Raw genomic sequence first — 15,556 nt, forward strand, 5'->3', positions numbered from 1 at the left:
CATTAACGCTCTGGAGGCAGTCGTGACAAGCACAGACAACGAGCTCGGGACCGGGCGAACGGTCCGGGTCGACGACCGTGACATCTTCTTCACCGAGGCGGGCAGCGGCCCGGTCCTGGTACTGCTGCACGGCGGCGGCCCGGGTGCGTCCGGGTTGTCGAACTACGCGCGCAACATCGAGGTGCTGGCCCGCCGGTACCGGGTGATCGTGCCCGACCTGCCGGGCTACGGCCGATCGAGCAAGCACATCGACCAGGGCGACCCGTTCGGCGATCTGGCCGCCGCGATCGGCGGGCTCCTGGACGCTTTACAGGTGCCCCGAGCACACCTGATCGGCAATTCCTACGGCGGCGCGGCGGCGCTGCGGCTGGCGATGGACCGGCCCGAGCAGGTCGGCAAGCTGATCCTCATGGGCCCCGGCGGCGTCGGTACCACGCGCGCGCTGCCGACCGAGGGTCTGCGATCCCTGCTGTCCTACTACACCGGCGAGGGCCCGAGCCGGGAGAAGCTCGCGCGGTTCCTGCGCGACTACCTGGTGTACGACGCGAGCGCGATCACCGACGCCATCATCGACGAACGCTACCGCGCGAGTGTGGATCCCGAGGTGGTGGCGAACCCGCCGCTGCGCCGTCCCGCCGGCCCCGGCGCGCTGCGCACCGTGTGGCGCATGGACTTCACCCGCGATCCGCGCCTGGGCTCGGTCACCCACCCGACCCTGGTGATCTGGGGCGCGGACGATCGGGTCAACCGGACCGAGGGTGCGCGGATGCTGGCCGACCGCATGCCCAACTGCGATGTGTACCTGGCCGCGCGCGCCGGGCACTGGGTCCAGTGGGAACGCGCGGAACTGTTCAACGACCTCGTCGCCGCGTTCCTGGACGGGCCGGCATGAGTGACCACCCACGGATCGGTTCGAGCGAATCGGTCTATGGCTCGGTGCATCTGGGCTATCTGGTGATCCATTCCCGGCGACTTCGGGACTGGCACCGCTTCGGGGCGCTCGCCATCGGACTGCACACCGACCGCCCCGACGCGGACACCCTGCGCTTCCGGCTCGACGACCGCGCGTGCCGGTTCCTGATCCGGCGCGGCTCCGACGAGGACGTCACCGCACTGGGCTGGCACGTGGACGATCACGACACCTTCGACCGGATCCTGGCCCGGGTCGCCGACCGCGGCGTACCGATCCGCGAGGGCACCGGCGAGGACTGCGCGCTGCGCGGTGTGGAACGCCTCTGGCGCTTCCCGGGCCCCAAAGGCATTGCGACCGAGATCTTCACCACCCCGGTCAGCATCGGCGAGCCGCTGCGGATGCTGAGTTCCGGGTGGGTGACCGGCGAAGCCGGCCTGGGCCACGTGGCGATGGTGTCCCGCGAACCCGAGGCCGTGCACTCCTACTACCGCACCCTGTTCGACTCGCGCCTGTCGGATTTCATCGACGAGAACGTCTCTGGACTGCGGATGAAGATCCGGTTCCTGCGCGTCAACGAACGGCACCACTCGATCGCCGTCGCCAACATCCGCGGCATCCGGATCGACCCCATCCGCACCCGGGTCCAGCACGTCAACATCCAGTCGGCGACCCTCGACGACATGCTCGCCGCGTTCGGGCGCGTCACCGACCTGGGATTCCGGATGGCGTGGTCGGTCGGGCAGCACACCAACGACCGCGAACTCTCCTTCTACTGCGTCACCCCTTCGGGTTTCGAGCTCGAGGTGGGCTGGAACCCGGTCGTGATCACCCCCGACCTGGACCGGGCCTGGCGGGCCACGACCTATCGGGGCATCAGCGTCTGGGGCCACAACACGGTCGCCCAGCGCCCGCTGGACAGGTTCGACCAGCTGCGCACCGCCGTCGCGCGCCTGCGCACCCCGGAAATCACCGTCCCCGAACTCACCGGAAGTACAGGCACATGAACGAATTCGATCATGAAGTCGTGATCGTCGGCCTCGGGCCGACCGGGTTGACCCTGGCCAACCTGCTGGGCCGGCGCGGGATCGACGTGCTGGTGCTCGAGCGCGAACCGCACTACTACGGCCTGGCGCGCGCGGTCTACACCGACGACGAAGGCATGCGAATCTTCCAAACCGCCGGTGTGGCAGACGAACTCGCCGCGGACATGAACACCGACTCCACCGTGCAGTGGGTGCGCGGCGACGGGCGGGTCCTGGCGCGTTTCACTCAGGTAGACCGTCCGCTGGGCTGGCCGGTATCGAACTTTCTCTATCAGCCCTATCTGGAGAACAGTCTCGAACGGGCGCTCGAGCGCTATCCCCACGTGCGCGTCCGGCGGGGCCGCTCGGTCACCGATGTCGATCAGGACGCCGACGGGGTGCTGATCGACCACGAGCACTGCACGAGTTCGGGATACGGCGCCGGCCCCCTCGAGATCGAACCCGGAACCGGCGAGCGGGTCCGGGCGAAATACCTCGTCGGGTGCGACGGCGGCCGCAGCGTCGTGCGCACCCGCCTCGGAATCGATATGTCCGGCACCAGCTTTCCCGAGCGGTGGCTGGTCGTGGACCTCGAGGCCCGCGACGGTGCCGACGCGTTCCGGCACCTGCCCTACTTCGATTTCGTCTGCGATCCGGCCATGCCGATCGTGTCGTGCCCGCAGCCGGGTGGGCACCACCGGTTCGAGTTCATGCTGCGGGAGGACCAGACGAAGGAGGAGATGGAGGATCCCGCCACCGTCGAGCGCCACATCTCCCGTTTCGTCGACACCACCGAGGTGCGGGTGCTGCGCAAGCTCGTCTACACCTTCAACGCGGTCGTCGCCGACAGCTGGCGCGACCGCCGGATCCTGCTGGCCGGCGACGCCGCGCACATGACACCCCAATTCATCGGCCAGGGCATGAATTCCGGGGTCCGCGACGCGGACAACCTGTCCTGGAAACTCACCGCGATCCTGCGGCACGGCGGGGACCCCGCGATTCTGGACAGCTACGAAAGCGAACGCCGTCCGCATGCCAAGGCGATGATCGACCTGTCGGTGTTGAACAAGACCCTCGTCTCGCTCGGCAATCCGGTGCTCGCGGCCGCCCGCGATATCGCGCTGACCACCGCCATGCGCGTGCCCGGCCTCGGTGGGTGGATCCGCGGCGCGAAGATGAAGCCCGCACCGCGATTTCGCCGTGGCGCCTATCTCGGGATGGACCGTCCGATCCTGTTCGGCATCGAGGGCCGGCTCGCGCCCCAGCCGCTGGTGCGCACCTACGACGGCAAACTCGAGCGGTTCGACGACACCCTCGGGCTCGGATTCGCACTACTCGGGTACGGCGTGGACCCGCGCACCTCGCTCGGCGCCGGGGACCTCGAGACCCTGCGTGCGCTGGGCGCCCGGTTCGTCACCCTCTATCCCGTCGGCGGCCGACCCCAGGGCAAACCCGGCGACGGGCGCGACGATGTGACCGACATCGAGGACCACACCGGCGTCCTGACCCGCTGGCTGCGGCACGCGCGTGTGCGCCCGGGCGCGGTGGTGCTGATCCGGCCGGACCGCTTCGTCTTCGGCACCGCCACACCGGAGAACGCGCCCGCGCTGATCACCGTCCTCACCCGGCAACTCGGCCTCCCGGCGCCGTCGGGCCCCACCCGCACGATCGACACCCCCGGCGCCCCGGTGCATCCCGGCCCGATCGGCTACCGCTACGAGGAGACCCGATGACACTCCCCACCGCCCACCCTGTTTCGACAGCACAGCGCGCCGCCGAACGCCTGCGCGCGGCAGCGAACAGCGGCACCCCCGTCCCGCCGGTCCGCGATCTGATCGGCCCGGACGACGTGGACGCGGCCTACGCGGTCCAGCGCATCGGGGTCGCGCACCGGCGCGCTCTCGGCGCGCGGATCGTCGGCCGCAAGATCGGACTGACCTCACCCGCGGTGCGGAAACAGCTCGGCGTGGACCGGCCCGATTTCGGAGTGCTGTTCCACGACATGCGGGTTCCGCAGACCCCGCCGGCCGACCGGCCGCGGCTGTTGCAGCCCAAGATCGAGGCCGAGCTCGCGTTCGTGCTCGCCGCTGATCTCGATCACGATCGACTCGACGCCGGCGCCGTGCGCGCCGCGGTCGACTACGCGGTCGCGGCGCTCGAGATCGTCGACAGTCGAATCGCGGAGTGGGACATCAGTTTCGCCGACACCGTCGCGGACAACGCCTCGAGCGGCTGGTTCGCCCTCGGCGAGCGGCGCCTGTCACTGAGCGAATTCGAACCGCGCGAGATCACCATGCGCATGACCAGCGGCCCGGACCTGGTCTCGGAAGGGACCGGCGCCGCCTGCCTGGGCGACCCGCTCAGCGCGCTGGCGTGGCTGGCGCGTACCGCCGCCGAACTCGGAGATCCCCTGCGGGCGGGCGACATCGTGCTCTCGGGCGCGCTGGGCCCGATGGCGCCGTTGATTCCCGGCGAGCGGGTCCGCGCGGAGCTGTCGCACGGCACCGAATTCCTGAGCGCCGTCGACTTCACCTGGGAGCAGAGCGCATGAGCCGCACCAACGTCGCCGTGATCGGGTCGGGCAATATCGGCACCGATCTGATGATCAAGGTATTGCGACTGTCCGAGCACCTGCGGATGGCCGCCATGGTCGGAATCGACCCGGACTCGGACGGTTTGGCGCGCGCACGGCGTCTCGGGGTGCCCGTCACCGCCGCCGGCGTGCGGGGCCTGATCGCGCTGCCCGGCTTCGACGAGATCGACATCGTCTTCGACGCCACCTCCGCCGGCGCCCATCGCGCCAACGCCGCCGCGCTCGAGCCGTACGGCAAATTCCTGATCGACCTCACCCCCGCCGCGATCGGACCGTTCGTGGTCCCGGCGGTCAACCTCGACGATCACCGCGACGCCCGCAACGTCAACATGGTCACCTGCGGCGGACAGGCCACCGTCCCCATCGTGGCGGCCATCTCCCAGGTCGTCGCGGTCGCCTACGCCGAGATCGTCGCCGCCATCGCCTCGGCGTCGGCCGGCCCGGGAACGCGCGCGAACATCGACGAATTCACCGAGACCACCGGAGCGGCGATCCGCGATGTCGGCGGCGCTCGGCGCGGGCGCGCGATCATCGTGCTCAACCCCGCCGAGCCGCCGTTGATCATGCGCGACACCGTGCTGGCACTCGTGCACGACCCCGGCGGGGCGGCCGCGCCGCGGATCGAGAGCGCCGTGCGCGCGATGGTCGACCGGGTCGCGGCCTACGTGCCGGGTTATCGGCTCAAACAGGGGGTTCAGATCACCCCGATCCCGGATGACAGCCCGGTGCACACCCTGACCGGCGGCGACCCTGTGACACACCAGGTCTCGGTGTTCCTGGAGGTCGAAGGCGCGGCGCACTACCTGCCCGCCTACGCCGGAAATCTCGACATCATGACCTCGGCGGCGTTGCGCGTCGCAGAACAGATCGCCTCGACCCGGGAGCACACCCGATGACCGAGATCTTCCTGCAGGACGTCACGCTGCGCGACGGCATGCACGCCCTGCGCCACCGCATCACCCCCGGCACGATCGCGGCCGTCGTGACCGCGCTGGACGCCGCGGGCGTCGACGCGATCGAGGTCGCCCACGGCGACGGACTCTCCGGCGGCAGCCTCACCTACGGCCCGGGCAGCCACACCGATTGGCAATGGCTCGAAGCGGCAGCCGGCGCCGTGACCCACGCCCGGCTGACCACGCTGCTGCTGCCCGGCATCGGCACCATCGCCGATCTGCGCCGGGCCCACGACCTCGGGGTCCGCTCGGTGCGAGTGGCCACGCACTGCACCGAAGCCGACATTGCCGCCCAGCACATCGGGTTCGCGCGCGAACTCGGCATGGACGTCTCGGGCTTCCTGATGATGAGTCACATGAACTCCCCCACCGCGCTCGCCGAGCAGGCGAAAGCAATGGAATCCTATGGCGCGCACTGCGTGTACGTCACCGACTCGGGCGGCCGGCTCACCATGCACGGCATCCGCGAACGCGTGCGCGCCTACCGCGACGTCCTCGCCCCCACGACCGAGATCGGGGTGCATGCGCACCAGAATCTGTCGCTGTCGGTCGCCAACAGCGTCGTCGCCGTCGAGGAGGGCGTCACCCGCGTGGACGCCTCCCTCGCGGGACTCGGTGCGGGAGCGGGCAATACACCGCTCGAGGCCTTCGTGGCGGTCGCGGAGCTGAGCGGCTGGGAACACCGCGCGGACCTGAACAAGCTCACCGACGCCGCCGACGACCTCATCCGGCCGCTCATGGACCGGCCCGTCCAGGTCGACCGCGAAACCTTGACCCTGGGCTACGCGGGGGTCTACTCCAGCTTTCTGCGGCACGCCGAAAATGCTTCGCGCGCATACGGAATCGACGTGCGCACGCTGCTGCTGGAAGCCGGCCGCCGCGGACTCGTCGGCGGTCAGGAAGACATGATCGTCGACATCGCGCTCGACCTCCGCGCCGTATCCCGGTGAACCCGATCCGCCCCCGATTCCGCCGACCGTGAGTGAGACCGCCATGACCTCTGCCCCTTCCTCCCGCGTGACCAGCCGCCGCCGTCTCCTCGGCGGTGCCGCCGCCGGGACCCTGGGATTCGCCGCGCTCGGAACCGCGGTCGCGGCCGGGCCCGCCCGCGGCCAACAGCCCCCGTCCGGCGCCTATCGCATCGACCTGCACGCGCACTTCCTGCCACCGGACTACCGCGCCGCCCTGATCGACCACGGCCACTTCACGATCGGCGGCTACCCGACGCCGAACTGGTCGCCGGAGGAGGCCATCGGGTTCATGGACTACTACGGAATCCAAGCCCAAGCGCTGTCGGTCTCGGACCCCGGCGTGTCCTTTCTCGGCGGGCAGGACGCGATCGACATGGCCCGCTACTGCAACACCTACGCCGCGGACCTGTTCCGCGCCCACCCGACCCGCTTCGGCGCCTTCGCGGTGCTGCCCATGCCGGACCTGGCCGCCGCCATCACCGAAGTCGCGTTCGCGCTGGACACCCTGCACCTGGACGGGGTGGTGCTGCTGTCGGCCTACAACGGCGTGTACCTCGGCGACCCGCGATTCGAACCGCTGATGGCCGAGCTGAATCGGCGGCGCGCGTTCGTGTTCGTGCACCCCGCGGCCATCGCGCCCGACGCCAAACCCGAACTGCCGCTGCCGGATTTCCTAGAGGAGTTCACCTTCGACACCACCCGGGCGGCGACCCTCATGATGGTCACCGGCGTCACCCAGCGCTACCCCGACATCCGCTTCCAGCTCGCCCACGCCGGTGGGACCCTGCCGTTCCTGTCCCATCGCATCGGGGTGGCGTCACAGACGGTGCTGGGCGAGTTGTGGCCGGACTCCCTGCCCCGGCCGTCGGTCCTGGACACCGCCGCGCAGATCTCCCGCTTCTACTACGACACCGCCCTGAGCGCCGCCCCGGCGGCGATGGCGAGCGTCCTCGCCGTCACCGGCCGCGATCACATCGTGTTCGGATCGGACTGGCCGTTCAGTGCCGCCACCCTGCCCCAGAGCGGCAGCCACGATCCCGCGCCCGGACTCGGTGCCATCTTCGACGCCGATCAGCGCATGGAGGTCGAACGCCACAACCCGCTGCGCCAGCTGCCGCGACTCGCCGAGGCCGTCTCGGCCTAGACAGTTGGGTCCTGCCGCGTACAGCTCACGGGCCCATACCGTTTCACCGGCGGCACGACATCGGATGCGGTGCCGCCGCTGCTCTCGCCGCCACTCCACGCGCCTCGAGCGGTGTAGCCGACTCGGCCGGCTTCCCGCAGACGAGCTACCACTCCGGCCGCGTACTGTTCAGGGCTGCGCAGGATTGCACAGAGGTCGCCGAACGTGCCCGCGAGTATGTCTGTGCCGCTGGAAATCTCGTCATCCGTATGTGGTTCGAGGCGTGCCCCGCGGACACCGCGGCGTACGGACGCTCGCCGAACATGTCGATGGCGCAGAACAGTATCTGCGCGCGGCGTTCGTCGGGTTCGAGCCGGCGCCGCCGCGATCCGGCCCCATGTCCCCGGCGCGATCGGCGACAGCTCACTCGGGACGGCTGCCCCGCTCCTCGGCGGCGGAACCGACATGCCGGGTCAGCCACGAGCGCAGGGCGGCGATGAACTCCTCGGGGGCGTCGGACTCCACGTAGGTGCCGGCGCCCTCGACGATGACGGTCGTGTGGTCGGTGAAGGTGGCCTCGAGGCGTTCGCGTTCGACCGGGCGGAAGGCGATATCGGCTGCGCCCCAGACGATCAGGGTCGGAACATCGGAGATCGCGGGGAGGCCGGACTCCACCTCGGCGAAGAACTCCCGGCTCGCCAGTACCCGGTTGGGGAACATGGCCGAGGCCTCGCGGCGGGCGGGAGTGTCCAGGGCGTTGCGGTAGTGGGCCATCTCGGCGGGGGTGGGTGTGCGCCTGCGGTGGCCGGTGGGGATGAAGGTGTTCACCAGGAGGTTGAACCTGCGGACCAGGTACCGGCCGGGCGCGCCGCCGAGAATCCGCGAGAACGCCTCGAAGTGCAGGATGCCGTTGACGGGCCAGGCCCAGGTGTTGGCGAGGACGAAACGGGTGAAGACCCCCGCACGCCGCTGGGCGACGGCCAGCCCGATCAGCCCACCCCAGTCCTGGCCCACGAGGGTGATGTCCCGGAGCCCGAGCGCGTCGACGAAGCCGGTGACCACCTCCGCGTGCTCCTCGGGCAGGAAGCGGTAGCCGGGTTTCGACACCGACAACCCGAATCCCGGGTAATCCAGTGCGACGCACCGGAAGTCGCCCCGCATCGCGGCGATGACCTCACGCCACAGGAACGACCAGGTCGGGTTGCCGTGCAAAAACAGCAGGACCGGACCCGCCCCCTCGTCGACGTAGTGCACCGTGTGCCCGTCGATGTCGATGAACCGGCTCTCGAACGGAAACAGGTCGTCGTCGACCCATGCCGGTCGTGCCCCGTCGGTGATCTCGGCCATGTCGTTCCCCTCGTCGACCCGGTACCGCAGTGCGCTCGATTCTCTCACTCACTTCGAGGTGACGAACGCCCCCGGCCCTCGGCGCGGCGACCTCTCACCGCCGGCGACAGGTTCCGCCCCTGCGACGCCCGGGCCGTCGTCGCCACGCTGCGCGCGGAACCCGACAACATCGCAGGCCCGGCCGCGAGCGCCCTCACCCCGGAGCCCGCCCACGCGTTCGGACCGGGTACGGCGAGCTATCCCAGAATCAGATCCGTTGCGGCGGCCGCGATTTCCGCCCGTGTGCCGGTCTCGGGGGTGAGGGTTATCAGGTAGTCGGCGATCATCAGGGAGAAGGCCAGGAGGCTGCGGGCCTCTACCTCTCGGGGATCGGTGTGCAGGGTCCCGATCAGGTCGCGGAGGTAGGTCATGCGGCTGGTGTCCACGCGTTCGAGGCGGGTGGCCACGGCGGGATCGCGGCGGGCCCACTCGCGCACCGCGAGGTCGATGGGCATCAGATCCCGAGACAGGGTCCAGCGGCCGGCTTTGCGGACCTTGGACCTGGCGTCGCCGTCGTCTTCGGCCAGGCGGCGCAGGACGTCGTCGATCGCACGATGTTCCCAGGCGTCGAGCACGGCGTCGAGCAGTTCCTGGCGGCCCGCGAACTGGCGATAGAAGCCGCCGCGGGTCACACCCAGTTCCGCCGCAAGGGTTTCCACCCGGACGGCGTCCGGGCCGGAAGTGGCCAGAATGCCCAGGGCGGCGTCGATCCAGGCTTGCCGGGGAGTTCGCACCGGAGGGGCCATCGGCAGTCAACCAATCAGTCGCAGGGGCTCTTGATTACATCATCCTCGATAGATACAGTACTGTTCTGTATCTATCGGCGCGAGCGGAGATTCGCCGCCGACCTGCGACTATCCACGGGGAAAGACATGACGCGACACGACGCGAACGAACGAAACGACCTGATCGAGCGGGCGAACGTCCGGGAGATCGAGCTGGGCCCGGAGGACCTCGAGTTCAGCACCCTGACCGATATCGGGCACATCGACGCGACCCTGCTGAGTACCGCGAACGCCGCCGCCTATCCGGCCGAACAGTGGGCGCGCATCATCCTCGAGGGCGCCTCGGCGGAGATGCGGGCCGACCTCGAACGGGCCTGGCAGAAGATCGCGCTGCGCCGGCATCCGATCGGCGCGACCCGCACCGTACAGGGCTGGCCGATCGCACACGCCGAACCCGATTTCGTACTGCTGCAGGTGGCCTCGGACTTCGGGTTCGAAGGTCAGCTGCTGTTCCGGCGCGACGAGCGCGGCGTGCTGTTGGCCACCTTCATTCGCTTCGACGAACCGGCCGGGCGCGCGGTGTGGGACCGGGCGCTGCCCGCGCACCTGCGGTTCGTGCGGACCCTGCTCGAGAACGCCGGCGAGCGCGTCGCGGCCGGGCACGCGAACGGCTAGCCGAACCCCGCGCGCTCGAGCGCATTCACCCGGCTCCGGCCACGGCCCGGAGCCGACCTCTCACCGAACGAAAGAGAACACCATGAACACCGATGTCATCGTGATCGGCGGCGGCTACGCGGGCGTGCTGGCCGCCAATCGCCTGACCCAGCGCGACGGCGTCACGGTCACCCTGATCAACCCCCGCCCCGAGTTCGTCGAGCGAATTCGCCTGCACCAGTTGGTCACCGGGTCCGACGACGCGGTCATGGACTACGGGGATCTGCTGGCCCCGACGGTGCGACTGCTGGTGGACACGGTCACGCGCATAGACCCCGACGTCCAGCAGCTCGAGCTGGCGAGCGGTGGCGACATCGGCTACGACTACCTGATCTACGCCGTCGGCAGCGGGAGCGCCGACCCGGGCGTGCTCGGCGCGGCCGAATTCGCCTATCCGATAGCCACTTTCGAGGAGGCCGAGCGCCTGCGCCCGGTGCTGGGCGCCACCCCCGACGACGCACCGATCACGGTCGTCGGGGCGGGTTCGACCGGCCTCGAGATCGCCACCGAACTGGCCGAGGCGGGCCGCGCGGTGACCATGATCTGCGGCGCCACCTTCGGAACCTACCTGCATCCCAAGGCCCGACGCTCGGCGGTCAAGCGCCTGGCGAAACTCGGCGTGACCATGCTCGAGGGACCCGCCGCCCGCGTCACCGCGGTGACCCGCGACGCGGTGCGCCTGGCCGACGGTGGCGAACTGCCGAGCGCGGTGACCATCTGGACCGTGGGATTCGGCGCACCGGATCTGGCCGCCCGCAGCGGCCTGACCACCGACGCGCTGGGCCGCCTGCTCACCGACGAGACCCTGACCAGCGTCGACGACCGGCACATCGTGGCGGCGGGCGACTCGGCCGCCCCGTCGAACCTGCCCTACCGCATGAGTTGCCAGGCCGCGCGGCCGCTGGGCGCGCACGCCGCCGACACCGTCCTGGCCCGGATAGCGGGCGAACACCCCGAACCCATCAGCCTCGGGTTCGCCGGACTCTGCCTCAGTCTCGGCCGGCGCGCGGGCATCTTCCAGGTCGCCGACCGGGACGACCGCCCGAAGCGGATGTACCTGGGCGGACGGCCCGGAGCCACGCTGAAGGAGCTGGTCTGCAAGCAGACGGTGAAGGAGCTGGTGACCGAGTCTCGCAAACCCGGTGCGCTGACCTGGGTTTCGGACCGGACGCGGGCGGACCGGCTGCGTGAGCGCCGCGACGCGACCCAGCCCGCCCGCTGACCCCGGGCGCGCAGCGGCGTTGTCCAGCGGCGTGGCCGTCGCCGGCCCGTCCACCGCATCCAGCTGCGGCTCGGACGTGCGGCCGCCGCGACGAGCCACGGTCCCGGCGGTGTTCGAGTCCGGTGCACGCGGGCAGATCCACATGGTGGTCAGCGCGTGTTCACCCCTGCTGCTCGGACGACGGCCGCCACACGTGCGGCGGTCCGAAAGACCCCGGACGCGATTCGGCCCGCCGACATCACCGGCGGGCCGAATCAAGCGTGGCGCACGGCATCCCGAACTGCCGTGCACCACCTCCCCGGCTCACCCGCCGCATGCGACCGGCGAGCCGGGGAGGTAGTCGATGTGTTGCAACAAGCACCGGGCGGCGAACACCCCTTGTGGCCCGTCACAACCGCATCCGGGTCAGGGCGTCAGCAACGCCGCCAATTCGTCTGCCGCGATGCGCAATTGCGCGGCGAACTCGTGCATCTCGTGTGCCACCGACTTCGGGGTCGCGAGGTACAGATTCCAGTGATCGGGCAGCAGCACGTAGGCGATGCCGATGCAGGTCGGGCTGGTGGAGCCGAACCCGAAGTACTGGATGTTGACCGAGGGCGCCGAGCTCGTGCTCAGGTAGTCGTCGCGGCTGATGCGCCAGCCGGGACTGTCGAAGAAGGCCATCGGCTCGGTCGCGCCCAGCCGCTCACCGCTGCGGCGCTGGCGCAGTTGCAGCTCCCAGAGGTGCTGTTCGGGGGCTTCACCGCGCTGGCACTCCTGGGCCCGCTGCACGTGCGCGGCCGCCGCCGCCCGCGCCGCGGCCAGCTTGGTCTCGGCATCGGCCGCCGGATCCTGCATGGCGGCAACGAAATCCAGTATCTCGGTGGTCACCACCCGCATGGCCTCGGTGCGGCCGTCGCGGTACTGGCGGGTGGCGATCGACTCGTAGGTGGCCCCGGTCAGGCCCTTGCTGCGCCGGTGCGCGAGCTGGTAGCTCAGCTGCGCGAACGCGTCCGGGGAGATGCCCAGGGTCTTGATGTACGAGGTGCCGAAATCGAAGGACACCGTGGAGGTGGCGGTGTCGGCCGCGAACTGCGCGAAAGCGGCTGCGGCGGAAGCGATCACGGCCCGGTGCTGGGCTTCGAGCGCGAACTCGATCGGCTCGATCGCCGGCAGGCCCTGGGCCTGGGCGCCCGAGCGCTCGGCGTGGGCGCCCACCGGATCCTGCAGCAGCGTGTCGACGAAGGACAGGATCGTGGTGCCGTCGAGCCCGCAGTGCTCGACGTTGATACCCGCCTGCCCGTCGGCGAACACGACGAAGGACACGGCCTTGTCGAACCAGCGATTGCCGCTGTCGCCGTGCAGGAGCTGATCGCACGCGTGCAGCGTGTCGCGCGGCGCGAAGTCCTCCAGGCACACGCAGAACAGCGCCGTCTCGATGGTCTCGAAGGCGGCGGCGTTGGCGGACAGCAGCTCCGCGCGCACCGGCGCCCACTCGACGCGGGCCAGGGTGGTCAGATGCCCGGCGGAGGCGTTGACCGCCGCCCGGCGCGCACCGGCCTTCATGACCGCCTGCAGGCCGGCGGTCAGGTCCTCCGGGGTGTGGGGCACGCCGGCGGGGCCGAGCGCGTCCATCCGGAACATGTTGCCACGGTAGAAGACCACGATGTGCCGGGCCTGCGAGTGGCCCGGCCAGTCGTCGGTGTACGGCACGCGCACGGTGTCCTGGGGTTCCCCGGGAATTCGGGTCTCGGAGAACAGGAACTTGTTCTGCGCCATATTGAGTCGCTGCCCGCGCTGGGTGACCGGCGGGATCTCCTCGGCGTCCAGGCGCAGCTTGTAGTCCACCGCCGCGGTGATGAGCGCGGCGGCCCGCTCGGCCTGATCGGCCGAGGTCGAGGCCGCCAGCGCGGTGTCATCGTGGAAGAGGAAGAAGAAGTTCGCGTTGAGCGCGATGCGGTCGCGGCGGCCCAGGTACCGGGAGGGCCAGAACTCGTCGAGCCAGCTGCCGACGCCGGGTTCGGCGTCGAATCGCTCCAGATCGGCGTGCAGCGTGCGGGCCGGGCTGTCCGGGCGCAGCAGATCCTCGACGGCCGCCGCGGTGGCGGCGTACTCGTCGCCGGTCAGCAGCGGCGCGCTCCAGTGCAGGAACCGGGTGCAGCTCTCCTCGAGCGTGGGCAGCGGCACCCGCGGCAGCTGATCGTCGTGGGCGAAGGTCCGTTCGCTCAATGCTTGTCCTCGTGGTCGGATGGTCAGGGGTGATCGGTGGCTGGGTCGGTTGACGGCCGGGACAGGTACAGCTGGGCGTAGAGCCAGCCGTCCGATTCCAGGTCGTCGGTGTCGATATCCTTGGCGGCCAAACTGTTCAGTACCTGCGCCTGTTCCTCCTCGGAGGCGAAGCGGCGCTGCCGGAAGGCTCCGGGCGCCAGTTCGGTCTGATATCCGAGGGTGGCCAGGCGAGCGGCGATCGGGTCGAACGAGAACATGCGCAGCACGAAGTGCGCCATCCAGGGCAGCTTCTCACCGTGCGCGCGGGCCACGCGCAGCAGGGTCCGATCGGTGACGTATCCGACGCATCCGGTGGAGATGACCAGATCCGCGGTGGCCAGGGTCCGGCGCTGCGGCTCGGTCGGGTCGGCGGACTCGAGATCGGCGTGCACGGTGGCATGCAGGAAACCGGCGCCGCGCGCGTAATCCAGTGCGGGACTGGAGGAATCCATACCGATGAAGCGTACTCCGGGTAGTTGATCGTGCTCCAGGAGGCGGGCTCGATCGCGGGCGATGAGCTCGACCGAGTCCAGGGCCGCGGTCTCGCGGTAGCCGGCGAACAGATCGGTCATGTCGGTGTCCAGGCGCAGCAGCGCGGCGTTGACGCCGTAGGAGCAGCCGATGTCCAGCACGGTCGGGGCGGTGATGCCGGTGGCGGCGCGATGGTCGCGGAGCAACCGCTGGAAATGCGGTTTGGCCAGTTCCGGTATCCGATAGTCCAATTCGGACATACGGGCGAGGTACGCGCGCGGATCGGGGCGGTCGTAGATGTCGTCGAAGGAGGCTTTCCCGGTGCTGTGCAGGACGGTGCTGCGGGACGAGGCTGGCACGTGCTGGTCCTCTTCTCAGTCGAGCGATCTATCGGTCGAGCGGTGGAGCTGTGGAGCGGTGTCAGTCGAGCAGGCCATCGCCGCGCACGGCCGCGGCGGCGAGATGTTCGGGGGTGACCCGGCCGAACAGCTGGCGCGAGCGCTCGGCGGTGCCGATCACGCCCGGAATGTCGCTGTACGCGAAGATGACCGAATGCCGTTGCACCGCACCGGCTACCGGCGCGACGCGGTGCAGGGAGAACCGGCCCTGGAACAGCTGCAGGTCGCCGGGGCGTAGCTCGAGCTTGCGCACCAGATGATCGCCCTCGTCGCGCAGTACGGCGTGCACGTCGCCGAAGTTCTCCGCCGTGCGCGAGCGAATGTTCGGGCAGTACTCGAAGGTGCCGCCGGATTCGGGTTCCTGGGTGAGCATGCTGACGGTGAACTCGTTGGTGTCGAAATGCCAGGGATGCGACATTCCGGGCGCGACGACGTTCAGGCACAGCCCGGCCAGCGGATCGGTGTACTCGTGCAGGGTCTCCAGGCCGAAGCAGTCCGCGATGAATTGCTGGAATCGCGGATGGGTGTAGAGCCGGTGCACCACCGCTTCGGCGGGAATGAGATCGCGGGCCACGAAGGCGTTCCCGCGTTCGAGCACCATACGCCCGGGATGTTCGGCGGGCAGCTCGGTGTCGAGCGGGATGTTGTACGCGTTGACGCGCTCGACCGCGTAGTAGGCGTGCGGGGCGAGCGCGACGCCCTCCGCACGCAGGGTCTCGATCAGATCGGGCCGGATGAACCCGCGCAGCACGGTACAGCCGTCGGCCGCGAGATCGGCGCGGGGGGGCGCCCCCGCCGCGCCCCCCCCGTAGCCGCCC

14 protein-coding genes are annotated in these 15,556 nt (G+C 70.0%); 9 read left to right on the forward strand and 5 right to left on the reverse strand.

Going from position 1 to position 15,556, the window contains the following annotated elements:
• Nucleotides 1-22: 22 nt before the first annotated feature.
• Genes ACWDOP_RS27150 through ACWDOP_RS27180 form a run of 7 tightly spaced genes read left to right on the forward strand, consistent with a single transcriptional unit; the run spans nucleotide 23 to nucleotide 7,596 of the window.
• Entirely contained in the window at nucleotides 23-892 is an 870-nt protein-coding gene (locus ACWDOP_RS27150) for an alpha/beta fold hydrolase (RefSeq protein WP_456347300.1), read from the forward strand.
• On the forward strand, nucleotides 889-1,917 hold the full coding sequence (locus ACWDOP_RS27155) for a VOC family protein (protein ID WP_456347301.1): 1,029 nt from the start codon (nucleotides 889-891) through the stop codon (nucleotides 1,915-1,917). Before ACWDOP_RS27150 ends, ACWDOP_RS27155 begins: the two co-directional genes overlap by 4 nt.
• A complete protein-coding gene (gene mhpA / locus ACWDOP_RS27160; protein ID WP_456347302.1) occupies nucleotides 1,914-3,668 on the forward strand; it encodes a bifunctional 3-(3-hydroxy-phenyl)propionate/3-hydroxycinnamic acid hydroxylase MhpA in 1,755 nt (584 codons plus the stop codon). The genes ACWDOP_RS27155 and mhpA overlap by 4 nt, the downstream gene beginning before the upstream one ends.
• The gene (locus ACWDOP_RS27165; RefSeq protein ID WP_456347303.1) at nucleotides 3,665-4,486 is read left to right on the forward strand and encodes a 2-keto-4-pentenoate hydratase; all 822 of its coding nucleotides are present in this window, start codon (nucleotides 3,665-3,667) and stop codon (nucleotides 4,484-4,486) included. Before mhpA ends, ACWDOP_RS27165 begins: the two co-directional genes overlap by 4 nt.
• Complete coding sequence (locus tag ACWDOP_RS27170; RefSeq protein ID WP_456347304.1) at nucleotides 4,483-5,424, forward strand: acetaldehyde dehydrogenase (acetylating); 942 nt, start codon at nucleotides 4,483-4,485, stop codon at nucleotides 5,422-5,424. The genes ACWDOP_RS27165 and ACWDOP_RS27170 overlap by 4 nt, the downstream gene beginning before the upstream one ends.
• Nucleotides 5,421-6,431: a 4-hydroxy-2-oxovalerate aldolase gene (dmpG, locus tag ACWDOP_RS27175; protein ID WP_456347305.1), complete on the forward strand. Its 1,011-nt coding sequence runs from the start codon at nucleotides 5,421-5,423 to the stop codon at nucleotides 6,429-6,431. The genes ACWDOP_RS27170 and dmpG overlap by 4 nt, the downstream gene beginning before the upstream one ends.
• 43 nt (nucleotides 6,432-6,474) lie before the next feature.
• Nucleotides 6,475-7,596 (forward strand): amidohydrolase family protein, encoded by a 1,122-nt coding sequence (locus ACWDOP_RS27180; protein WP_456347306.1) that lies wholly within the window; start codon nucleotides 6,475-6,477, stop codon nucleotides 7,594-7,596.
• A gap of 402 nt (nucleotides 7,597-7,998) precedes the next feature.
• Here the strand turns inward: ACWDOP_RS27180 and ACWDOP_RS27185 are convergent, their stop codons facing one another.
• Together ACWDOP_RS27185 and ACWDOP_RS27190 are read right to left on the reverse strand one after the other, a co-directional pair.
• Nucleotides 7,999-8,970 carry an alpha/beta fold hydrolase gene (locus tag ACWDOP_RS27185; RefSeq protein WP_456347307.1) on the reverse strand — a complete coding sequence of 324 codons (972 nt, stop codon included), beginning with the start codon at nucleotides 8,968-8,970 and terminating at the stop codon, nucleotides 7,999-8,001.
• Nucleotides 8,971-9,158: 188 nt separating this feature from the next.
• A complete protein-coding gene (locus ACWDOP_RS27190; RefSeq protein WP_456347308.1) occupies nucleotides 9,159-9,707 on the reverse strand; it encodes a TetR/AcrR family transcriptional regulator in 549 nt (182 codons plus the stop codon).
• Between the two features lie 126 nt (nucleotides 9,708-9,833).
• On the opposite strand from ACWDOP_RS27190, the gene ACWDOP_RS27195 reads away from it, so the two are divergent.
• Nucleotides 9,834-10,361: a hypothetical protein gene (locus ACWDOP_RS27195; protein ID WP_456347309.1), complete on the forward strand. Its 528-nt coding sequence runs from the start codon at nucleotides 9,834-9,836 to the stop codon at nucleotides 10,359-10,361.
• A gap of 82 nt (nucleotides 10,362-10,443) precedes the next feature.
• Complete coding sequence (locus ACWDOP_RS27200; protein ID WP_456347310.1) at nucleotides 10,444-11,622, forward strand: NAD(P)/FAD-dependent oxidoreductase; 1,179 nt, start codon at nucleotides 10,444-10,446, stop codon at nucleotides 11,620-11,622.
• Between the two features lie 405 nt (nucleotides 11,623-12,027).
• Here ACWDOP_RS27200 and ACWDOP_RS27205 read toward each other — a convergent pair whose 3' ends face one another.
• The 3 genes from ACWDOP_RS27205 to ACWDOP_RS27215 form a co-directional block, all read right to left on the reverse strand.
• Nucleotides 12,028-13,830, reverse strand: a complete 1,803-nt coding sequence (locus ACWDOP_RS27205; protein WP_456347311.1) for a choline/carnitine O-acyltransferase — start codon at nucleotides 13,828-13,830, stop codon at nucleotides 12,028-12,030.
• Nucleotides 13,831-13,853: 23 nt separating this feature from the next.
• Nucleotides 13,854-14,699, reverse strand: coding sequence for a class I SAM-dependent methyltransferase (locus ACWDOP_RS27210; RefSeq protein ID WP_454206551.1), 846 nt, complete (start codon nucleotides 14,697-14,699; stop codon nucleotides 13,854-13,856).
• A gap of 61 nt (nucleotides 14,700-14,760) precedes the next feature.
• The coding region (locus tag ACWDOP_RS27215; protein WP_456347312.1) for a HalD/BesD family halogenase at nucleotides 14,761-15,556 on the reverse strand (796 nt) is incomplete at its 5' end.

Source organism: Nocardia sp. NPDC003693 (assembly GCF_053981095.1).